Here is a 21,598-nt window from a genome sequence, read left to right on the forward strand (position 1 = left end):
GCGGGGCTCCACCGCGGCAAGCCATTGCTTGTGAAACGCAAAGCGCCGTGATCTTCTCCCCGCCAATTGGGGAGGGGAGGGCGAAACCACCTGCTGGTCGCCCCACCGCTTGTACGTTTCAAGGTTCGTGAATGAATATCGTTGTCGCCGCTGGCATCCTGGTCACCCTGGTGACCGGCATACCCGTGCTTATCCAGCTGCTGCGGGGCCATCCGCGCGGGTTGATCATCTGCTTCCTGGCCGAGATGTGGGAGCGTTTCTCCTACTACGGCATGCGCGGGCTGCTGATCTTCTACCTGACCCAGCACTTCTTGTTCGATTCCAAGACGGCCGGCGGCCATTACGGCTCCTACACCTCGCTGGTCTATATCGTGCCCCTGCTGGGCGGCTTCCTGGCCGACCGCTATCTGGGCACTCGCAAGGCCGTGGCCTTCGGGGCGATCCTGCTGGTGGCGGGCCACCTGACCATGGCGGTCGAGGGCCGTCCGGCGACCCAGACTCTGCAGTACGCCGGCCAGACCTACGAATTCCAGGTCAAGGGCCGCGGCGAGGAGCGGACGGCCAGGATCGTCGTTGGCGACAAGCCCTACGAGGTGGCGGCCAACGAGAGGGGCGACTTCGAGATCAAGAATCTGCCGGCGCACTCGGCCCTGCCCGCGGTGCTGCCCAAGGGCCAGTACCAGCTGGGCGTGAAGGACCGCGACCCGCTGTATCTCAACATCTTCTGGCTGGCGCTGTCGCTGATCATCGTCGGCGTGGGCTTCATGAAGGCCAATGTCGCCACCCTGGTGGGGCAGCTCTATCCGCAGGGCGATCCGCGCCGCGATCCGGGCTTCACCCTCTACTACTACGGCATCAACCTGGGCTCGTTCTGGGCGGCCATCCTGTGCGGCCTGCTGGGCGTCAACCTCGGCTGGGCCGCGGGCTTCGGCATGGCGGGTCTGGGCATGCTGGCCGGCTTCGTCGTCTTCGTGCTGGGCAAGCCCTGGCTTCTGGGCAAGGGCGAACCGCCGGAGCTGGGCAAGCTGAAGGCCCCGGTGCTGGGTCCGGTCAATCGCGAAGGCCTGATCTACGCCGCCTCGCTGGGCGTGGTCGGGCTGATCTTCTTCCTGGTGCAGTACACTCCGGTGGTCAGCGCCACTCTGGTGGCCGGCATGTTCGGCTCGCTGGGCTACATCCTGTGGTTCGCCTTCGTGAAGTGCCAGAAGGTCGAGCGCGAGCGGCTTCTGCTGGCCACGGTCCTGGTGCTGGGCGCGGTGGTGTTCTGGACCCTGTTCGAACAGGCCGGCTCGTCGCTGAACCTGTTCGCGGCCACCAACGTCAACCTCGTCCTGCTGTCGCATCCGGTGAAGTGGTTCGGCGGCGCGATCGTGCTGGGCTCGCCGGAGCAACTGGCCGCCGCTGGCTGGAGCACGGCCGGCAAGCTGTGGGTCAACACCGCGTTCAACGCGGCCCAGACCCAGGCGATCAACGCCGGCTGGATCCTGATCTTCGCCCCGGTGTTCGCCGCCCTCTGGACGGTGCTGGGCCGGCGGGGCCGCAATCCGGGACCGATGGTCAAGTTCGGCCTGTCGCTGGTCCAGGTCGGCGCCGGCTTCCTCATCCTGCTGGTCGGCGCCCAGTTCGCCGACGGCGCGTTCCGCATGCCGCTGGTCTTCCTGGTCCTGATGTACATGCTGCACACCTCGGGCGAGATGTTCATGTCGCCGGTCGGCCTGTCGCAGATGACCAAGCTGTCGCCGTTGTCGATCGTCTCGTTCGTGATGGCGGTCTGGTACATGGCCCTGGCCATGGCCAACCTGTTCGGCGGCTGGATCGCCGGTATCGCCTCGACCGAGACCATCGGCGGCCAGGTGCTGGACCCCGCCGCGGCCATGGCCCAGTCGCTGCTGGTGTTCAAGGTGATCGGCCTGATCTCGATCGGCATCGGCGTGCTGTTCCTGGCCCTGTCGCCGATCCTCAAGAAATGGTCGCACGGCTCAGACGACACCAATCCCGAACCGGCCGCCGAGCCGGCCTCGATCGCCCCCTGACGGAAAAAGGCCCCGGATCGCTCCGGGGCCTTTTTGCTTGACGGACGTCTCAGACCGTCGGCCGCCATCCCTCCGGCGCCAGTTCGAAGCCCTCGAACCGGAAGCCCGGCGCCACGGTGCAGCCGACCAGGGTCCAGGCGCCAAGGCTGACGGCGGTCTGCCACCAGCCGGTCGGCACGATCAGCTGCGGCCGGCAGCCGGCGCGCAGGTCCGGCCCCAGGGTATGGGCGGTCGCGCCGTGGCCGTCGGGCGGCGACAGGGTCAGGCGGATCGGCGCGCCGGCGTACCAGTGCCAGGTCTCGACCGCGTCGATCCGGTGCCAGGCTGACAGCTCCTGCGCCTGCAGCAGGTAGTAGATGGCGGTGGAGGCGGGGCGGCCGTGGGCGTCGACCGCCGTGTCCTCGAAGGTGCGCCTGTACCAGCCGCCCTCCGGGTGCGGGGCCATGTCCAGCAGGCGGATGATCTCGCGGGCGCCCAGGTCGCCGGCGAGGCCGCGCGGGTCGATGCTCATCCTTTGAAGCCGTCCTTGGCGGCGCGAATCTCGCCGAAGGCGTCGGCCGGGGTCAGATGCGGCCGCAGCAGGGGGGCGCGCAAGAACGGATTGGTCGCCTTTTCCAGGCCGATCGTGGTCGGCACGGTGGGCTCGCCCCGCTCGCGGGCGGCGAACACCGCCTCGGCCCGATCCCTGAGCGCCGGGGCGTCGTCCACCGACAGGGCGAAGCGGGCGTTCGCGGCGGTGTATTCGTGGGCGCAGTAGACGGTGGTGTCGTCAGGCAGGGCGGCCAGTTTCGACAGCGAGCCCCACATCTGCTCGGGCGTGCCCTCGAACAATCGGCCGCAACCCAGGGCGAACAGGGTGTCGCCGACGAAGGCGATGCGGTCGGCGGCGTCGTGATAGGCGATGTGGCCCAGGGTGTGGCCGCCGGTGTCGATCACCGCGAGCGGCGTCTCGCCCAGCATCACCGTGTCGCCCTGGCCGACGCTGCGGTCGAGCGGGGCGATGCGGGTCACCTCCGGCGGTCCGACGATCGTCGCCCCGGTCGCCGCCTGGATCGCGGCGTTGCCGCCGGCGTGGTCGGGGTGCCAGTGGGTGTTGAGGATCAGGTCCAGCGTCCAGCCCAGCCTGTCCAGCTGGGCCAGGATCGCGTCGGCGTCGGGCGTGTCGATCGTCGCCGTCGTGCCGGTGGCCTCGTCGCGCACGAGAAAGCCGTAATTGTCCGACAGGCAGGGAAACTGGTGAACGGTCAGCGACATGGTTTCGACTCCGGACAGGGCCAAGTCCTTTTAGGGGGCGGGGACGTGACGCCAGGGACCCGCCCGCCTACATAGATGAAGCGATCGATCGGGAGACTCAATGCGCCGCGACGTGCTCGATCTCAGAGCCTTCTACGCCAGTCCGCTCGGGCGCGCGGCCCGCGAGATGCTGGGCCGCAAGGTCGAGGAGGCGTGGGGCGACGCGCGCGGGCTGGACGTGATGGGCCTGGGCTACGCCACGCCGTTTCTCGACCAGGCCCGCCCTCAGGCCCGTCGTGTGATCGCGGCCATGCCCGCCGCCCAGGGCGTCGAGGTCTGGCCCAGCGGCGGGGCCAACGCCGCGACCCTGGTCGAGGAGACGGCCCTGCCGTTCCCCAACGCCATGTTCGACCGCATCCTGGCCGTTCATGCCCTGGAGGAGGCCGACGATCCGGCCGCGGTCCTGCGCGAGCTCTGGCGGGTCATGGCGCCGTCCGGCCGCCTGATCGTCGCCGTGGCGTCGCGCGACGGCCTGTGGGCGGGGGCCGAGAGCACGCCCTTCGGTCATGGCCGGCCGTTCAGCCGCCACCAACTGGAGGCCCTGCTGCGCGAGGCGGACCTGGAGCCAGCGGGCTGGACAAGAGCCCTCTACGCCCCGCCCCTGTCGGTGGCCGCGCGCTGGGCCGAGGGGTTCGAGCAGGTCGGGGCCCGCCTGTGGCCACGCTTCGCCGGCCTGATCCTGATGGAGGCCGTCAAGCAGACCTTCGCGGTCAAGCCGCGCGGCAGCCGCGCTCGCGTTCGGGTATTCGCGCCCGGAGTGCTCGCGCCCTCGCCGGGCGGTCCCGCTCCGGTCAGGGCGGCGCCTGTTCGAAAGGCGCCGCGTACTCTAAATGCCGCAAAGCTCTTGGAGCCATCGATTCCCAGGCCTAGCCTGAAGTCATAGAACAAGCCGTCGCCAGCGGGAGCCGCGCCATGAAGATGATCGTCGCCGTTATCAAGCCCAGTCGCCTGGACGCCGTGCTTGAGGCGGTCACCGAGGCGGGCGCCTCGGGCCTGACGGTCACCGAGGTTCGCGGCTACGGCCGACAGAAGGGCAAGACCGAGGTCTATCGCGGCGCGGAGTACGAGGTGAAGCTGCTGCCCAAGGTCAAGCTGGAGATCGCCGTGGCCAACGACGTGGTCGAGCCGGTGGTCGAGGCCCTGCAGCGCACCGCCAACACCGGCAAGATCGGCGACGGCAAGGTGTTCGTCCTGGACCTGGAGCAGGCCCTGCGCATCCGCACCGGCGAACGCGACGCGGCGGCGATCGCGGGGTAGGGTCCTACTTCACGGTCGCCCCCAAGAAGTTGTCATCCCGGAAGCCTCGCAGAGGCAGTCCGGGACCCAGGGCGACCGCACCGCATTGGCCCAGTCCTCTGGATCCCGGCTCTCCGCCGCGCTGCGGCCGGGATGGCAACCCGGATGGGCGACTTGATCGTGAAGGATGCTTTTGCAACCCGTCGGTGGGCCGCACCCTACCCCTCCAGCTCCCGCAGGTCCCGTCCGCGCGTCTCGGTCCCGAACCCGGCGACCAGGATCAGCGCCAGGGCCAGCGGGGCGATGATCATCAGGGCGGCGACCTTCAGCGGCGGCACGGCCGCCAGGATGCCCAACAATTGGGCGATCAGTCCGCCCGACTTGCTGCACGCCGCCACCCAGCCCGTGGCTCGGCCGCGGACCCGCGAGGGAAAGCTCTCGGCCGTGTAGGGCAGCAGGATGGCCAGCAGGCCGTTCGTGCCGATGATCATCAGCGCCACCGGCAGCACCGGGCTGACGCCGGGGCCGATGGTCAGCACGCCGGCCACGCCCAGGGCGCTGACCGCGATCGTCGCCGCCAGCGACCATTTGGTGCTCCAGCGGCTGTAGAGGAAGGCGCAGACGAAGACGGTCGGGAAGGCGATCAGGGCGGACTTGGCCAGCAGCTGGCTGGAGACGCCGACGCTGTGGCCCTCGGCGACCAGCTCGGCCGGCAGCCACAGCAGCAGGCCGAAATTGACCAGGCCCCAGGCCACGGCCGCGATGCTCAGAGCGGCGGTCTTGCCCAGGAAGCGCCGCTCGACCGGCGGCGGGGTCAGGACATGGTGGTGGTCCTCGGGCCGGTCGGCCTTTTCGCGGACCACCGAGCCGAACCGCTTCATCACCGCGTGGGCGGCGTCCAGGCGGCCGATCGCCATCAGGAACTTGGCGGATTCGGGGATCGCGCCGCTGAGGGCGATCAGGATCAGGCCGGTCGGCAGGTTCAGGAACCACATGATCCGCCAGCCGAACTCCGGCTGCAGCCAGGCCGACGAACTGGACGAGGCCAGGTAGCCGCCCACCGCCCCCAGGCCCCCGACCAGCACCAGGGCCCAGCCGCGGTGCTTGGACGGCATGGTCTCGGCCAGCAGGGCGTAGACCACCGGCAGCAGCCCGCCGGCCGCCGCGCCCATCATGAAGCACATGCCGACGTTCCACCAGAAATCGGGCATGGCTCCGCAGATCGAGGTGCCGACGAACATCACCGCCGACAGCAGGATCGACGCCCGCCGCCCGAACACGTCGGCCAGGGCGCCCCAGATGATCGAGCCGGCCACGGTGCCGGTCAGGGCGGCGAACGGCAGCCAGGCGACCATCGCCTTGCTGACCCCGTACTCCTTGATCATGCCGGGCACCACGAAGCCCAGGCTGGCCGGCTTCATGATGTCGATGATCAGGGCCACGACCAGCACCAGCATCAGGCCCCAGTGGGCCAGCGACAGCGGGGCGTCCTCGGGCGGCGTGATCTCGATCGTGTGCTCCAGGTGGTGGTCGACGCCGCGCCGGGGCAGCAGGCCCCAGCCGGCCAGGGCGCAGCCGGGCGGGATCAACAGCATCCCCACGGTCATGCCCAGGTCCATTTTCATGCCGGCCAGCCGGTAGCCGATGTCGGCGCCCATCAGGTACATCGGCACGTGCAGGACCACGCCGGCGGTGACCACCAGGCAGCCCAGCCAGAAGGCCCACAGGCGCTTGCGGTCGGCGAGGACATGATGGGCGGGCGTCTGGGCGGTCATGGGCGTCCAACAAGCATGCGTGAGCGTTCTATCCAAGCGGAGCCATAACATGGGTCCGTGCGTTGACGAATTTCCATGGCACAAGGGGCGATATGGCCGACGACGCATCCGCGCTGACTTCCGCTTCCCTGCTCCGACCGGGCGCCACCTGCTGGCGCGTGGAGCAGGCCGACCGGCTGGCGTTGTTCATCGACAACGACGAGGCGTTCGACGCGCTGAAGTCGATCCTGCTGTCGGCCCGGAAGTCGATCTGGATCCTGGCCTGGGTGTTCGACCCGCTGACGCGTCTCGATCCCGACCGGGTCAGGAAGAGCCGAGACCCCAAGCACGTGGACCGCATCGGCCTGCTGCTGCGCCGGCAGGCCGCGCTGAACCCCGGCCTGGACGTGCGGATCCTGGTCTGGGACATGCCGTTCCCCATCGCCGCCTCGCAGCTGTTCGGACCGCATCGCGGCCAGGTGTTCTTCACCGGATCGCGGGTGAAGTACCATCTCGACAACACCCTGCCGGCCAGCGCCAGCCACCACCAGAAGGTGGTCGTGGTCGATGGCGCGGTGGCCCTGGTCAGCGGCGGCGACATCGGCGTCGATCGCTGGGACACCACCCAGCACCTGGACAACGACCCTCGCCGCCGCCTGCCCACGGGCCATCACTATCCGGCCCGGCACGAGGTGGCGGCCCTGGTCGACGGCAAGGCGGCCGAGGCCCTGGGCGACCTGTTCATCGCCCGATGGGCCCGATCGACGGGCGAGTCGCTTGCGCGCCCGGACAAGCCCGAGGCGGCGCCCTGGCCGGACTATCTGGTCCCCGACCTTCGCAACCTGCCCGTCGGCGTCTGCCGCACGCAGCCGGCCTGGAAGGGCGACCCGGAGATCAACGAGACGATGCTGATGCACCTGGCCAGCATCAAGGCGGCCCGGCGGCTGATCTATCTCGAGAACCAGTACCTGACCTCGCCGATCATCGTCGAAGCCCTAGCCGAGCGCCTGGCCGAGCCGGACGGCCCCGAGGTGGTGACCGTCGGGCCGGCCCACAGCCCCAGCTATTTCGACCAGATGACGATGGACAGCGCCCGCACCTCGGCGATCAACCGCCTGCGCGAGATCGACGTCCACCGCCGCTTCTCGGCCTTCAGCGCCCGCACGCCAAAGGGGGCGGCGATCATCGTCCATTCCAAGGTGGCGATCATGGACGACCGGGTGCTGCGGCTGGGCTCGGCCAACCTCAACAACCGCTCGATCGGGCTGGACACCGAGTGCGACATCGCCTTCGAGGGTACCGACGAGACCAGCCGCGCCGCGATCCGCGCCTTCCTGGGCCGGCTGATCGGTCACTTCCTCGACCACGAGACCGGCTACGTGCTGGAGACCTACGACCGCCTGGGCGGTCTGGCGGCGACGATCAACGCACTGGATCGCAAGGACGGCCAGCCGCGCCGCCTGGCGCCGGCGCCGATCAGGCCGCTGACGGGCGTCCAGCAGTTCATCGCCGACTGGAGCCTGGGCGACGCCATCTCGCCCACCGACGCCTGGCGGCCCTGGGGCCGCCGCAAGCGCCTCAAGCGCGAGCTGCGCCGCCTGACGGACGAAGATCAAAGCCCGGCGCTGCCGGACCACCTGCAGGACTGAATCCTTCTCCGCTCAAAACCGGAGAACGCGCGCGGCGTCAGGCGCCTGTGATCTCCAGGTCGATCACCAGCGGCAGGTGGTCCGAGGCGGTCCGCGCCAGAGCGCCGTAGGGCGAGCGCACCCCTACCGTCTCCAGGCCCTTGGTCAGGAAGACGTGGTCGATGCGCATGAACGGGAAGTGGGACGGGAAGGTCGCGGTCGGGGTCCGCCGCCATGACGCGGTCGGCGCCTGGGCGTCGCGCAGGGCGGCCTTCAGCAGGCGATAGGTCGCCGAATAGGGCGTGGCGTTGAAGTCGCCCAGCAGGATGCCCGGGGCCTTCCAGGCTTCGTGGGTGACCCAGCCCTCGCCCAGCAGCGCGGCGGCCTGGCGCTTCTGCTCCTGGGGCACCAGGCCCAGGTGGGTGTTGATGATCTGCACCGGCGTCCCGCCGACCTCGACGGTGATCCAGATGGCGCCGCGCGGCTCCAGGCCAGGAATGCGAGGATACAGCGGCAGGCCGTCGGCCTTGACCTTCTTTTCGGGCAGGGCGGTCAGGATGGCGTCGCCGTAGAGCTCCTCCTCCACCGCCATGGCCGGATGGAAATGCGAGCGCATCTTCAGCAGTTCGGCCAGGCGATGGGCCTGGTCCACGCCCCTGGTGCGGGCCCGGCGGACGTCCAGTTCCTGAAGCGCCACCACGTCGGCGTTCTCCGCAGCGATGACCTCGGCCACACGCTCGACGTCGAGCTTGCGATCCGTGCCCACGCAGCGGTGGACATTGTAGGTCATGAGACGAAGCTTCATCCGTCGAAGAGATCGCCTGAGGGAGCTGGAGGTTCCGCCATGGCGGGCGGGGGATTGCGGCTGAGCAGGAACAGGCAGCTTTCGGCGCGCCAGTTCTCGATGGCCTTGGTCGGGTCGATCTGCCGGGCCGGGCCGTTCCCCGCGAAGGCGGCGCAGGCGTCGATGCGCACGCCCAGGTCTTCGGTTAGGGCCAGGAAGTCGGCCAGGGTGCACAGGTGGATGTTGGGCGTCGCCCACCAGGGCAGGGGCAGGGCCTCGGTCTCGGGCATGCGGCCCCGGTGCAGCAGCGACCAGCGCACGCGCCAATGGCCGAAGTTCGGGAACGACACCACGGCCCGGTCAGCGATCCGCAGCAGCTCGTCCAGCACGTGCCGCGGCCGCCGCGTGGCCTGCAGGGTCTGGGACAGCACCGCATAATCGAAGGTGCGGTCGGGGAAGTGGTCGAGGTCCTGGTCGGCGTCGCCCTGCACCACCGACAGGCCGCGCGACATGCAGGCGGCCACCCCGGCGGCGCTGATCTCCAGCCCCCGGCCGTCGACCTGCTTTTCCCGGGTCAGCAGGTCCAGCAGCACGCCCTCGCCGCAGCCGACGTCCAGCACGCGCGATCCCGGGCGGACGAGGCGCAGGATCTCCTTGAAGTCTTCGCGGATCATCGGGACAGGCCCCGCTCCCGTTCCACCGAGCCGAGGAAGCCCTGCAGCGCCGCGTCCATCACCGGCTCGTCCAGCAGGAAGGCGTCGTGGCCCTTGTCGCTCTCGATCTCGACGAAGGCGGCCCGGCAGCCGGCGGCGGTCAGGGCGCGGACGATGTGGCGGTTCTCGGCAGTCGGGTAGAGCCAGTCGCTGGTGAACGACAGGACGCAGAAGCGCACGTGGCGCGCTCCGGCGAAGGCCTGGGCCAGCACCCCGCCGTGAGCGGCCGCCAGGTCGAAATAGTCCATCGCCCGGGTGATGTAGAGGTAGGAGTTGGCGTCGAAGCGGTCGACGAAGCTGGCCCCCTGGTGGCGCAGATAGCTCTCCACCTGGAAGTCGGCGTCGAAGCCCCACGACAGGCCGTCGCGCTGCAGTTCGCGGCCGAACTTCCGCTGCAGGGCCGGTTCGGACAGATAGGTGATGTGAGCGGCCATCCGCGCCACGGCCAGGCCCTTCTCGGGCCGCGACTTGCCCTCGGCATAGGCGCCCGCCTTCCAGTCGGGATCGGCCATGATCGCCTGGCGGCCCACCTCGTGGAAGGCGATGTTCTGGGCCGAATGGCGCGAGGCCGAGGCGACGATCACCGCGCTGAACAGCTTGTCCGGATAATCGGCCGCCCATTGCTGGACCTGCATGCCCCCCATCGAGCCGCCGACCACGGCCAGCAGGGTGTCCACGCCCAGCGCCTCGACCAGCATCGCCTGGCCGCGCACCATGTCGGCGATGGTGATCACCGGGAAGGTCAGGCCGTAGGCCTTGCCTGTCGCCGGATTGATCGACGCCGGGCCGGTCGAGCCCATGCAGCCGCCGACCACATTGGAGCAGATGATGAAGTGCTTGGCCGGATCGATCGGTCTGCCGGGGCCGACCAGACGGGTCCACCAGCCGGGCTTGCCGCTGATCGGGTGGGTTCCGGCCACGTGCTGGTCGCCGGTCAGGGCGTGGCAGATCAGGATGGCGTTCGTGCCGTCCGCGTTCAGTTCGCCCCAGGTGCGGTAGGCGATCTCCAGGTTTTCCAGCTGGGCGCCGGAGTCGAGCCGCAGGGGCTGATGGGGCGGGAACCGCCAGGTTCCGCCTTCGGTCAGCACAGGTCCGGCGAAGTCGAGTTCAGCCATGCCCGCCTTGGACCGCTTGGCGCCTTCTATGTCAACCGCGCGCTTCCGATGCGCCGCGGTGAAGGCTATGGAGGATCATGGACCGACTGATCCTCATGCGCCACGGTAAGGCCGAGCAACACGCCGCTTCGGGCGGCGATTTCGAGCGCGCCCTGGCGCCGCGCGGCCACAACGACGCGGCCCTGATGGGCAAGGTGCTGGCCAAGGCCGGCCTGTCGCCGGACCTGGCCCTGGTCTCGTCGGCCCGCCGCACCCGCGAGACCTGGGACGCGGCCGCGCCGGCCTTTCCGAAGGCGCGGGCCGCGACCCGCCGCGACCTCTATCACGCCGAAGCCCAGGACGTGCTGGCGGCGATTCGCGAGGAGTCGCCCGACGGCGGAACCGTCATGGTGGTGGGCCACAATCCCGGCCTGCACGAACTGGCTCTGCGCCTGGCCATGGGCGGCCCGGCCGATCCCGCCCGGCTGGCCCAGCTGCGCGGCAAATTCCCCACCGCGACGGTCGCGGTGTTTTCGATCGATCCCGACGGAGCCCCGACCTTGAGCCACCTGTTCTATGCTTCGGAAAACGGCGGGCACGGCGGCGAATGAGCAAGATCTACAAGATCCTTCCGAAGGCCGAGTGGGACGCCGCCCGCGCCGCCGGGACCTTCGCCGGCTCGGCGGTCGACCTGGCCGACGGGTTCATCCATTTCTCCGGCCACGACACCGCCCAGCGGACCGCCGAGCTCTATTTCAAGGACCAGTCCGACCTGATGCTGCTGACCGTCGAGGCCGACGACCTGGGCGAGGCCCTGAAATGGGAGGCCTCGCGCGGCGGGGCCCTGTTTCCACACCTGTTCCGCGATCTGAGGGTGGACGAGGTGGTCGCCGAGCGGGCGCTGGATCTCGACGCCGACGGCGTGCCGGTCCTGGGCGGGCTGACCGCATGAGCCTTCACGACATCGCCGCCCGCGCCCTGCACGTGCTCGACCCCGAGGACGCCCACGGCTGGGCGATCCGCGGCCTGAAGATGGGCCTGGGCCCGCGCCAGTCCGACGTCGACGACCCGATCCTGGCCTGCACCGTCGCCGGCCTGGCGCTGTCCAACTGCGTGGGCCTGGCCGCCGGCTTCGACAAGAACGCCGAGGTCCCGGCCGCCATGTCCCAGGCCGGCTTCGGCTTCGTGGAGTGCGGCACGGTCACCCCTCTGGCCCAGGCCGGCAATCCGCGGCCGCGCCTGTTCCGGTTGACGCAGGACCAGGCGGTGATCAACCGCATGGGCTTCAACAACGAGGGGCTGGAGCCGTTCGCCGCGCGCCTGTCGGCCTTGAAGGCCCGTCGCGGGGCCGGCGGTCGCCAGCCCGTCGTCGGAGCCAATATCGGGGCCAACAAGGACGCGACCGACCGCGTCGCCGACTATGTCGCCGGCTTGACGCGGCTGTGGGGCCTATCGGACTATTTCACCGTCAACATCTCGTCGCCCAACACGCCCGGCCTGCGCGCCCTGCAGACCAAGGCGGCGCTGGAGGAGCTGCTGGGCCGCATCGCCGAGGCGCGCGGCCTGCTGAAGGCGGCCGGGACGACGGACTATCCGATCTTCCTGAAGGTCGCGCCCGACCTGGAGGACGGCGAGGTCGAGGCCATCGTCGAGACCGTCGCGGCCAACGGCCTGAACGGGATCATCGTCAGCAACACCACCATCGCCCGTTCCGCCGACCTGGCCTCGCCCCAAAAGGCCGAGAGCGGCGGCCTGTCGGGCAGGCCGCTGCTGGCCGCCTCGACCGCCATGCTGGCCCGCTTCCACGCGGCCAACGGCGGCCGCCTGGCGCTGATCGGGGCCGGCGGGATCGCCAGCGGCGCCGACGCCCTGGCCAAGATCCGCGCCGGGGCCTGCGCCGTGCAGCTCTATTCGGCCCTGGTCTATGGCGGGCCGGGCCTGGTCCAGCGCATCAAGCGCGAGCTGGCCGCCCGGCTGCGCGCCGAGGGCTTCGCCTCGGTGACCGACGCGGTCGGCGCGGGATGACGCCCGACGCCACCCTGGCCTGGCTGCGCCGGTTCGGGCCGCTGGGCGCCTTGCTGATCCTGCTGGTCGCGGCTCTGGCCAGCGGCCTGGCCGGCAAGCTCAATCTCGAGACCCTGCAGGCCCAGGGCCAAGCCCTGCAGGCCTACGCCGCGGCCAATCCGCTGAAGACGGCGGCGATCTATGTCGTGGTCTACGTGGCCACGGTGTCGGTCTCGCTGCCGGGGGCCCTGATCCTGTCCCTGACCGGCGGCTTCCTGTTCGGGCCGATCGGCGGCGGGGCGGCGGCGGTGACCGGCGCGACCGGCGGCTCGACCGTGGTCTATCTCGTCTGCCGCACGGCCTTCGGCGACTTCCTGCGCCGGAAGCCCGGCGCTCTGCTGAGCCGGGTCGAGGAAGGCTTCAAGGCCGACGCCTTCTCCTACCTGCTGACCCTGCGCCTGATCCCGGCCTTCCCGCTGCTGCTGGTCAATGTGGCCTCGGGCCTGATGAACATTCCGGTGCGCACCTATCTGCTGGCCTCGTTCCTAGGGATGATCCCCAGCTCGTTCGTCTATGCCGGGATCGGCGCGGGCCTGGGCCACATCTTCGCCAGCGGCGAGCCGGTGACCATGCACACCCTGTTCTCGCCGCGCATCTATCTGCCGATCGCGGCGATGGGCGGCCTGGCCCTGTTGCCGCCGCTGTGGCGCTATTGGCGACGCCGACGCGTTGCCGAAGCCCCTGACCTGAAGTAACCCAGACAGATGACCGAGCCGGTCACGCCGTCCGTTCCGGAAAATGCCAGGCCAGGGCGTCGCTTCCCGTGGCCCGGAGGCCTGTCGGCGCGGCTGCTGCTGCTGACCGCCCTGTTCGTGGCCATCGCCGGCGCGGTCATCCTGCCGCCCGCCCTGGCCTATTTCGAGGAGCAGTGGCTGCTGGACCGGGTGCGGGCCGCCGAACTGGCCTCGACCATCGCCGACGCCGATCCCGAGCGCCGGGTCACCGACCGGGTGTCGCAGCAGCTGCTCGACCAGGCCGGGGTGGTGATCGTGGCGCTGGAGGTCGACGGCGCCCGTCGCCTGGTCCTGCCCACCGAGCCGCGGGGCCTGAAGATCAAGCCGCCCTATCTGGTCGACCTGCGCCGCCAGAACCCCGGTTCGTGGCTGGCCGCCCCGTTCTTCACTCTCAAGAGCGCGCCGGGCAGCATGGTGCGGGTGATGGCCGAGCCGCGCTTCCGCCAGGAGGCCGAATTCGTCGAGATCGTGCTGCCCGACGCAAAGCTGAAGGCCGATCTGGTGGCCACCCTGGGCCGCCTGGCCGGGGTGACGATCTTCGTGGCGGCCCTGGCGGGGGGGCTGATCTATCTGTCGCTGAACTTCCTGCTGGTGCGGCCGATGCAGCGCATCACCCAGGCCATGGAGCGGTTCCGCGCCAATCCCGAGGATCCGGCCGCCCGGGTGGTGGTCTCGCGTCGCCGCGACGAGATCGGCCGGGCCGAGCGCGAGCTCGACATGATGCAGTCCGACCTGATCACCGCCCTGCAGGCCAAGGCCCGCCTGGCCGCCCTGGGCGAAGCGGTGGCCAAGATCAATCACGACCTGCGCAACATGCTGACCAGCGCCCAGATGGCCTCCGACCGCCTGGCCGCCCTGGGCGATCCCAAGGTGGCCCAGGCCCTGCCGCGGCTGGAACGCGCCCTCGACCGGGCCATCACCCTGGCCAGCGACGTGATGGCCTACGGCAAATCCAAGGAGCCGGCCCCGGCCCTGCGCACCACGCCGCTGCGCGCCGCCCTCGACATGGCCGCCGAGGACGCCGGCCTGCTGCCGTCCGGCGTCGCCCTGGAGACCGTGATCGACGGTCGCGAGCAGGTGGTCGCCGATCCGGATCAGCTGCATCGCATTCTCACCAACCTGCTGCGCAACGCCCGCGAGGCCATCGAGGGGGCGCCCGACCGTGGCGGCAAGGGCCGGGTGTTCGTCGAGCTGCGCCGCGCCGAGGGCATGAGCATCCTGCGGCTGTCCGACGACGGTCCCGGCGTGCCGGAAAAGGCGCGCAACAACCTTTTCCAGCCGTTCGTGGGCTCGGTGCGACGCGGCGGCACCGGCCTGGGCCTGGCCATCGCCCGCGAACTGGCCCAGGGCCATGGCGGCGACCTAGCCCTGGTCGAGACCGGGCCGGGCGGTTCGGTGTTCGATCTGACGCTGGCGGGCGTCCCGGAACCGCTGCCGGAAGCGCCGCCCGAGCCGGCGAAGCCGAAGGCGAAGTCGAAGCCTTAGGTCGGAGGGGGCGTCCCGTCCCAGCCCGATCCTACAGCCCCTTCGCCACCCCTTCGCGTCGGGGATCGGCTCCGCCCTCCAGCACGCCGCCCGGCCGTACGATCACGCCGTGCAGGCCCGAGGTCTCGTTCTGGCCGGTGCGGACCGCCACGCCTCGGGCCTGCAGGGCCGCCGTCATCGCCGGTCCGAACTTCTCGACGTCGGCCGAGAAGCTGTCGCCGCGCGCCACCAGGTTGGGCAGGCTGATCGCCTGCTGCATGGTCAGGCCCCAGTCGAACACCCCGACCATGGCCTTGAGATTGTAGGACAGGATCGCCGAGCCGCCCGGCGAGCCCACGGCGGCCAGGAACTTGCCGTCCTTGTCCAGCACCACGATCGGGACCATCGACGAGCGCGGCCGCTTGCCGCCGGCCACGGCGTTGGCGCCCGGCGCGCCGTCGCCGTCATGCGGATCGAAGTTGAAGTCGGTCAGCTGGTTGTTGAGGAAGAACCCCCCGACCATCCGGCCCGAGCCGAACACGCTTTCGACCGTGGTGGTCATCGACACCACGTTGCCCATCGGATCGACGATGACCATGTGGGTGGTGCCGGCCGGCTCCTGGGTGCTATCGGGGCCGATGACCGGCGCGCCTTTCGGCAGGCCGAAGCTCGGGGCCGGACCGGCGGTCTCGCCGATCAGCTTGGCCCGCTCGGCGACATAGGCCGGGTCCAGCAGGCCTTCGATCGGCACCTTCACGAACGACGGATCGCCGACATAGCGGTCGCGGTCGGCGTACATGACGCGTTCGGCCTGCGCCAGCTGGGTCCAGGCCACGGGATCGGTCGGCCCGCGCTGGGCGATGTCGGTGTGCTCCAGCATCATCAGGGCCTGAAGCACCGACACGCCGCTCGAAGACGGATTGGGCACGCAGACGGTGTAGACCTTCCACGGCCGGCACAGGGCGTCGGCCGAGCGCGGCCTGTAGGCCTTCAGGTCCGCCAGGGTCATGCTGGAGGCCAGGTCGCCTTGGTGCAGGCGGTCGACGATCTTCTGGGCCAGCGGCCCCTCGTAGAGCGCGCTGGGCCCCTTGGCGGCCAGGGCGCGCAGGGTGGCGGCGTAGGCGGGGTTCTTCAGGGTGTCGCCGGCCTGGTAGCGCTGGCCGTTCGGCTTGGTGAAATAGGCGATCACGTCCGGCGCGGCGTTTTGCGGCACGCGGGGGCTGTTGATCATGCCGGCCAGGCGCGGGCTGACGGTGAAGCCGCGGTCGGCCAGGCCCTCGGCGTCTTTGAACAATGTGCCCCAGGCGGCCTTGCCGTGCTCCTTCTGGGCCTGGGCCAGCATGCCCACCGCGCCCGGCACGCCCGTCGAGCGACCCGAAAGGACTGCGGTCACGAAGTTCAGCGGCTTGCCGTCCGGACCCATGAACAGCTGCGGCGTGGCCGCCAAGGGGGCCTTTTCGCGGCCGTCATAGGCGGTGACCTTGCCGGTCCTGGCGTCGTAGAACACCAGGAACGCGCCGCCGCCCAGGCCCGAACTCTGCGGCTCGACCAGGCCCAGCACCGCCTGCACCGCCACCGCTGCGTCCACCGCCGTGCCGCCGTCGCGCAACACCCTCAGGCCGGCCTCCACCGCCAGCGGATTGGCCGCCGCCACCATGCCGCTCGGCTTGTAGGCGGGCGCCGCGGCCGTCGCTTGGACTGGGGCTGGCGGCCCGGCCTCGGCCGAAAGGGGCGCGCAGCCGGCGATCAGAGTGGCGAGCAGGGGGGCGATCAGACGCATGGCGAACTTTCTCGAAGACCCCGGCCACGGAAACGAGGAGCGCGCCGTTGCGATCCCCGCGCGGCCAAGGTCGTTCCCCTCAAGAAGGGAGCGCAGCCTTGCGGGTCAAGGCTTGGGAGGCCTTCTCCACAAACTTCGCGCATTCTGCATCAAAAGGCGCTTGCGTCCCCGGATCGTCCGGGCTATCTCCCCCGCCTCGCCGAAAGGCAGTGCGCGCCCGTAGCTCAGCTGGATAGAGCATCAGACTACGAATCTGAGGGTCGGACGTTCGAATCGTTCCGGGCGCGCCATTTCGGTTTGAAACTGCGAACTTCCAGAATCGCTGTGTTTTCGCCCGTTGAGGCGACCAGGGTTCGAAGCAAGTCAGTTCGATTTCCCATAATCTGGATCTCTTTCGTCGAGAGCACCTCGATGCGCTGAGCCACGGCGCGGACGCCGTCCTCGGCGCGAAGGCGCGCTTCGGCGGCCTGGGCGAAGGTTTGCAGCTTCTCGGGCGTGAGGCTTGGCCCCAGGCGTTCAATGGCCGCCTCGGCCCTGTCAGCGTCCGCACGGGCCTCGTCCCGCATGGAGGCCAGTTCCTTCATGCGATCCTTGAAATCTTGGTCGGCGGTATCGGTCACACCGTCCTCGATCGCCGGGTAAAGCCGCGAGAGCTTGGCGGCGGCGGTGGCCGCCCGTTGACGAAGCTCGGTGATGTGAGCGTGGCGGCGATCGATCCACTCGGCCCGGCGGTCGAGCACGTTCCCCAGCAGCACCTCCAAGCGCTCGCTATGGAGTCCGTTGCGCGCGGCCATCTGCAAGGCCTGGGCGGATGGGCCAGATCACTTCAGGTCCGATCCGGTCCACTTGGCCTCGGGACTGGGCGTTAGGGCGCGCCGCTCAGTTCGGCGACCACGTCATAGGCGTCGCCCCGATAGTAGGATTGGGAGAACTCCGCCGCGCGACCGTCCGACAGGAAACCGCGTCGCTCGATCAGCAGGCCGGCGTCTCGCGGCGACACGGCCAGAGCCTCGGCCTGGCTCTTGGTGAACACGATCGCGCGCAGGCGCTGCAAGGCCCGCACCGGACGATAGCCGGCCTTTTCGAGCGCTTCGTAGAGCGAGTCGCCCACCGCCTCGAGCGAGGGCAGGCAATAGGCTGGAACCGTCGCGTACTCCAACGCCATGGGCGCGTCGTCGGCGTAGCGGACGCGATGAAAGCGGTAGACGGCCGCGCCAGGAGAAAGCCCGAGCGAGAGGGATTCCTCGGGGGTCACGGCGCCGAGCGATCGATTGACCCACACGCTGTGGGGGCGCCGGCCGCGCGAAAGCATGTCTTCGGAAAACGACGACAGTTTCGAAAAGCTTTTCTCGACCCGGCTGGCCACGAAGGTGCCCGCGCCGCGGCGGCGGCTCAGAAGCCCCTCGTCGACCAGGCCGCTTAAGGCCTTGCGCACCGTAATGCGGGACACCGCATACTCCTCGGCCAGCTCCCGTTCGGGCGGAATGGCCGCATCCTGCGACAGGACGCGGCTCTGGATGGCGCTCCTGAGCACGCGCTGCAGTTGCATGTAGAGCGGCAAGGCGTCATCGGCTTCGAGCCGGCCCACGCGGTCTGAGAAGGACATCGGACTACTCGACGATTTCATGAAGATGCGCCCTTTGTCCCGATACGGTCCGGCGGGCGCGCCATGGGCCGGTCGCCAGGCTTGGCGGCCCGCCGCGCCAAGGTCGCCCAGGCGGGGTCGGAGAGTCCGCCAAAAGACCTCCATATGAGGTGGATAGGACCACCTGCGGTCCAGGCTTTATTTCATTAAATTTCCTGAATTTATGTATGAATCGTTTCGACGCGTGTGCTGCCCCCGCGTGACAATCAAGGGTGGCCGCCTTTCGCGATGCCCATAAACCTAAGATATATTTATCTTTTTTCATTACCCCAGGGAGCCTCCAGGAATCGCGGCGTCGGCGGAGCCCGAGCAGTTGGGTGACAATTCTACACGCCGGAAAAAATTTATATATGAAATTTGATTTATTAATTGACGACAAAGCGAGCCCGGCCCTAGGGTCAAATCCGCATCAGGTATCTCAATGGTTCTAGATTGGTATCTAGGGGCCTTCGGGAGCTTCGAGCGGCTGTCGTGGCGACGGTCTGGCGAGGGAGGGGCTTCGGCGCCCCAAGGGGAGGGGACTCAACAAATGAGCCTCAAAGCACATATTCTGCTGACGACCGCTCTGGCGGGCGTGTTCATGGCTGGCGCGGCGTCGGCCCAGACGACCAGCAGCGCGACGACCGTCGACGAAGTCGTCGTCACCGGCATTCGCGAGAGCCTGAAGAAATCCATCCAGCTCAAGCGTGAAACCAACGCCATCGTCGAAGTGATCACGGCCGAGGCCGTCGGCAAGTTCCCCGACACCAACGTCGCCGAGTCGCTGTCGCGTCTCCCCGGCGTCACGGTCGATCACCAGTTCGGCCAAGGCGAGCAGGTTTCCATCGCCGGCACCGAGCCGTCGCTGAACCGCATCTATGTCGATGGCCACGCCATCGCCTCGGCCGACTGGGGCGGCAACCCGTCGGACCGTTCGAGCCGGACCTTCAACTATTCGCTGCTGTCGCCGGACATCATCGGCCGCGCGGAACTCTACAAGACGCCGGAAGCCCGCCTCGACGAAGGCAGCCTGGGCGCCACCGTCATCATCCGCACGCGCAAGCCGCTGGACCTGGATCCCAACACCCTGAGCCTGTCGGGCGGCTACGCCTATAACGACCGCTCGGAAAAGGGCAACGGCAAGCTCTCCGGCCTCTACAGCTGGCGGAACGAGTCGGGCACCTTCGGCATCCTCGGCGCCGTGACCTATGACCGGGAAAACCTCAGCCGGGCCGGCGTGGCCGTCTATGGCTACGGTTCGGGCGGCGATTTCCTCAACAAGGACGCCAACGGCAACATCACCGGCATGAAGTCGGCCAGCGCCACCATCAACGGCGCGGCTCCCACCACGGCCAGCATGGCGGCGCTCAACGCCGCCCGCTATCCGGCTTTCCTGGCTCACGAATACTTCCAACAGGTCCGCAAGCGCGTCGGCCTGTCCGGCGCGATCCAATGGAAGCCGGTCGACAGCGTCGAGCTGACCCTGACCGGCCTTTCGATCCGCGGCCAGTACAACAACCTCAGCCAGTCGGAATTCAGCTACGACGTCCGGGGCGATCGTCTCCAGAACGCCACCGTGGCCGACGGCCTGGTCACGGCCGCCAGCTATGGCGCAGGGACCGGCGGTTCATGGAACGGCGAACTCGACACCAACTACCGCAAGACCCAGGTCAAGAACGACAGCATCAACCTGGCCGGCAAGTGGACGGGCGACCTGTGGACCGTGTCGGGCAACACCGGCTACACCAAGGCCAGCGGCGGCAAGAACCCGGAATACTTGCTGAGCTTCCGCACGCTGCAGGGCTTCTCCTACGGCTTCGACGGCAAGAACACTGTCCTGAACTGGGCCAACCCGGGCACGGACGCGACCCAGTGGGTGGGCACCGCCCCGGCCGAGAACAGCCTGCGGGATGATCCGCGCGTGCTCGCCGCCAACGGCGGGCAACCGTTCAACGGCGCCCAGATCGGCGGCGTCACCTATGCCGAAAAGACCATCGACGAAGAGAAGTACGGCCAGGTCGACTTCACGCGCGACCTGTCGTTCGGTCCGTTCACCAAGCTGCTGTTCGGCGCCAAGTACAGCGACCACGACAACAGCCAGACCACGATGGGCGGCGCGACCTTCACCAATCGCGCCTTCACCCTGGCCGACCTGGGCTCGTTCTCGACGCCGGACGGCCTGTTCGACGGCCTGAACACCACCGGCAACGGCGTACCGTTCGCCACCCTGTCCAAGGAAACGGTGATCAAGACCCTGGCCTCGGTCCCCGGCCAGACGATCAACGTCAACTGGGGCCTGGACACCGGTTCGTTCTTCCAGGTGAACGAGAAGAACACCGCCGCCTACGTCCAGGGCGACTTCAAGGGCGAGAAGTATCGCGGCAATATCGGCGGCCGTCTGGTCAAGACCGAGGACACCTCGACCTTCTACCTCACCGAAACCACGTCGGGGGCGACGACCACCAACCTGACGACGGTCAAGAACAGCAACACCAAGTTCCTGCCCGCCTTCAACTTCGCCTATGACGCCGGTGACACCGTGGTGCTGCGCGCCGCCGCCGCCAAGGTCATCGCCCGGGCTCGCTATTCGGACCTGGCCGGCGCCTTCAGCCGCGACGACGTCCGCCTGACGGCCGGCGGCGGCAACCCCGACCTGAAGCCCTACGAGGCGACCAATTTCGGCCTATCGGCCGAATGGTACTTCGCCCCGGGCGGCCTGTTGTCGGGCGAGGTCTTCTATCGCGACATCACCAACTATGTCGGCAACGAGACGTCGCGGCAGCAACTGGCCGACTCGACCGGCCAGGTCCGGACCTACGACGTCTCCACGCCGGTGAACGGCGGCAAGGCCAAGGTCACGGGCTTCGCGCTCTCCTACCAGGCAGACCTGGGCTACGGCTTCGGCATCCAGTCGAACTACACCTTCACCTCGTCCGAGACCGGCAATGGCCTCGGCATTCCCTTCCTGTCGCGCGACACCATCAACCTGGTGCCGTACTACGAGCATGGCCCCTGGCAGGCTCGCCTCAGCTACAACTACCGTTCCAAGTACTTCAACCGGTTCGGTCGTCTTCAATCGGCTGACTACAGCGACGCCTATACCCAGCTGGACTTCCAGGGCGCTTACAAGTTCAACGACCGCATGACCTTGACCTTGAACGCGTCGAACCTCCTGGACGAAACCTACTTCCAATACAGCTCGGTCAAGAGCGCGCCCACCGCGCTCTACAAGAACGGCCGCGTGGTCTCCCTGAACTTCAGCTACAAGATGTAGCTCTACTTTCTCCCCGACTGGGCTGCCGCCGCGACTGCAAGGCGGCGGCAGCCCTCCTTTTTTGGGGAAAGTGGAAATTCCGACGTCGTCGACGTCGGGAGAACGACTATTTCAGGCGAGTGC

18 protein-coding genes and 1 tRNA gene are annotated in these 21,598 nt (G+C 68.8%); 11 read left to right on the forward strand and 8 right to left on the reverse strand.

Annotation, left to right across the window (positions count from 1 at the left end; translation table 11 throughout):
- Window positions 1-131 precede the first annotated feature (131 nt).
- The gene (locus tag BM066_RS11130; RefSeq protein WP_089927612.1) at window positions 132-2,033 is read left to right on the forward strand and encodes a peptide MFS transporter; all 1,902 of its coding nucleotides are present in this window, start codon (window positions 132-134) and stop codon (window positions 2,031-2,033) included.
- A gap of 49 nt (window positions 2,034-2,082) precedes the next feature.
- On the opposite strand, the gene BM066_RS11135 is transcribed toward BM066_RS11130, so the two are convergent.
- Both BM066_RS11135 and gloB read right to left on the reverse strand, forming a co-directional pair.
- On the reverse strand, window positions 2,083-2,544 hold the full coding sequence (locus BM066_RS11135; RefSeq protein WP_089927613.1) for a cupin domain-containing protein: 462 nt from the start codon (window positions 2,542-2,544) through the stop codon (window positions 2,083-2,085).
- Entirely contained in the window at window positions 2,541-3,287 is a 747-nt protein-coding gene (gene gloB, locus BM066_RS11140) for a hydroxyacylglutathione hydrolase (protein ID WP_089927614.1), read from the reverse strand. The genes BM066_RS11135 and gloB overlap by 4 nt, the downstream gene beginning before the upstream one ends.
- Before the next feature lie 100 nt (window positions 3,288-3,387).
- Here gloB and BM066_RS11145 point away from each other — a divergent pair, with 100 nt between their 5' ends.
- The gene (locus tag BM066_RS11145) at window positions 3,388-4,209 is read left to right on the forward strand and encodes a class I SAM-dependent methyltransferase (protein ID WP_089927615.1); all 822 of its coding nucleotides are present in this window, start codon (window positions 3,388-3,390) and stop codon (window positions 4,207-4,209) included.
- A gap of 29 nt (window positions 4,210-4,238) precedes the next feature.
- Complete coding sequence (locus BM066_RS11150) at window positions 4,239-4,583, forward strand: P-II family nitrogen regulator (protein WP_028038154.1); 345 nt, start codon at window positions 4,239-4,241, stop codon at window positions 4,581-4,583.
- A gap of 197 nt (window positions 4,584-4,780) precedes the next feature.
- Here BM066_RS11150 and BM066_RS11155 read toward each other — a convergent pair whose 3' ends face one another.
- Entirely contained in the window at window positions 4,781-6,337 is a 1,557-nt protein-coding gene (locus tag BM066_RS11155) for an MFS transporter (RefSeq protein WP_089927637.1), read from the reverse strand.
- A 92-nt stretch (window positions 6,338-6,429) separates the two neighbouring features.
- On the opposite strand from BM066_RS11155, the gene BM066_RS11160 reads away from it, so the two are divergent.
- On the forward strand, window positions 6,430-7,965 hold the full coding sequence (locus BM066_RS11160; protein ID WP_089927640.1) for a phospholipase D-like domain-containing protein: 1,536 nt from the start codon (window positions 6,430-6,432) through the stop codon (window positions 7,963-7,965).
- Window positions 7,966-8,002: 37 nt separating this feature from the next.
- On the opposite strand, the gene BM066_RS11165 is transcribed toward BM066_RS11160, so the two are convergent.
- From BM066_RS11165 to BM066_RS11175, 3 genes are read right to left on the reverse strand one after another with little or no spacing between them, the layout of a single operon-like run.
- Window positions 8,003-8,749 (reverse strand): endonuclease/exonuclease/phosphatase family protein, encoded by a 747-nt coding sequence (locus BM066_RS11165; RefSeq protein WP_089927643.1) that lies wholly within the window; start codon window positions 8,747-8,749, stop codon window positions 8,003-8,005.
- Window positions 8,746-9,402, reverse strand: a complete 657-nt coding sequence (gene metW / locus BM066_RS11170) for a methionine biosynthesis protein MetW (RefSeq protein ID WP_089927646.1) — start codon at window positions 9,400-9,402, stop codon at window positions 8,746-8,748. The genes BM066_RS11165 and metW overlap by 4 nt, the downstream gene beginning before the upstream one ends.
- The gene (locus BM066_RS11175) at window positions 9,399-10,556 is read right to left on the reverse strand and encodes a homoserine O-acetyltransferase MetX (protein WP_089927650.1); all 1,158 of its coding nucleotides are present in this window, start codon (window positions 10,554-10,556) and stop codon (window positions 9,399-9,401) included. The genes metW and BM066_RS11175 overlap by 4 nt, the downstream gene beginning before the upstream one ends.
- 77 nt (window positions 10,557-10,633) lie before the next feature.
- Here BM066_RS11175 and BM066_RS11180 point away from each other — a divergent pair, with 77 nt between their 5' ends.
- Genes BM066_RS11180 through BM066_RS11200 form a run of 5 tightly spaced genes read left to right on the forward strand, consistent with a single transcriptional unit; the run spans window position 10,634 to window position 14,818 of the window.
- A complete protein-coding gene (locus BM066_RS11180; RefSeq protein ID WP_089927654.1) occupies window positions 10,634-11,146 on the forward strand; it encodes a SixA phosphatase family protein in 513 nt (170 codons plus the stop codon).
- A complete protein-coding gene (locus BM066_RS11185; RefSeq protein WP_089927657.1) occupies window positions 11,143-11,487 on the forward strand; it encodes a DUF952 domain-containing protein in 345 nt (114 codons plus the stop codon). The genes BM066_RS11180 and BM066_RS11185 overlap by 4 nt, the downstream gene beginning before the upstream one ends.
- On the forward strand, window positions 11,484-12,560 hold the full coding sequence (locus tag BM066_RS11190; RefSeq protein ID WP_089927660.1) for a quinone-dependent dihydroorotate dehydrogenase: 1,077 nt from the start codon (window positions 11,484-11,486) through the stop codon (window positions 12,558-12,560). Before BM066_RS11185 ends, BM066_RS11190 begins: the two co-directional genes overlap by 4 nt.
- Window positions 12,557-13,294: a TVP38/TMEM64 family protein gene (locus tag BM066_RS11195; RefSeq protein ID WP_089927663.1), complete on the forward strand. Its 738-nt coding sequence runs from the start codon at window positions 12,557-12,559 to the stop codon at window positions 13,292-13,294. The genes BM066_RS11190 and BM066_RS11195 overlap by 4 nt, the downstream gene beginning before the upstream one ends.
- Window positions 13,295-13,303: 9 nt before the next feature.
- Window positions 13,304-14,818: a sensor histidine kinase gene (locus tag BM066_RS11200; protein WP_089927666.1), complete on the forward strand. Its 1,515-nt coding sequence runs from the start codon at window positions 13,304-13,306 to the stop codon at window positions 14,816-14,818.
- A gap of 31 nt (window positions 14,819-14,849) precedes the next feature.
- On the opposite strand, the gene ggt is transcribed toward BM066_RS11200, so the two are convergent.
- Window positions 14,850-16,577, reverse strand: coding sequence for a gamma-glutamyltransferase (gene ggt / locus BM066_RS11205; protein WP_089927669.1), 1,728 nt, complete (start codon window positions 16,575-16,577; stop codon window positions 14,850-14,852).
- Window positions 16,578-16,790: 213 nt separating this feature from the next.
- Between ggt and BM066_RS11210 the strand changes: the two genes are divergently transcribed.
- A tRNA-Arg gene (locus BM066_RS11210) sits at window positions 16,791-16,867 on the forward strand.
- Window positions 16,868-17,442: 575 nt separating this feature from the next.
- Here the strand turns inward: BM066_RS11210 and BM066_RS11215 are convergent.
- On the reverse strand, window positions 17,443-18,183 hold the full coding sequence (locus BM066_RS11215; protein WP_089927671.1) for a GntR family transcriptional regulator: 741 nt from the start codon (window positions 18,181-18,183) through the stop codon (window positions 17,443-17,445).
- Between the two features lie 568 nt (window positions 18,184-18,751).
- On the opposite strand from BM066_RS11215, the gene BM066_RS11220 reads away from it, so the two are divergent.
- Window positions 18,752-21,475 (forward strand): TonB-dependent receptor, encoded by a 2,724-nt coding sequence (locus BM066_RS11220; RefSeq protein ID WP_089927675.1) that lies wholly within the window; start codon window positions 18,752-18,754, stop codon window positions 21,473-21,475.
- Window positions 21,476-21,598 lie beyond the last annotated feature (123 nt).

This window comes from Caulobacter sp. UNC279MFTsu5.1 (genome assembly GCF_900114015.1).
GTDB lineage: Bacteria > Pseudomonadota > Alphaproteobacteria > Caulobacterales > Caulobacteraceae > Caulobacter.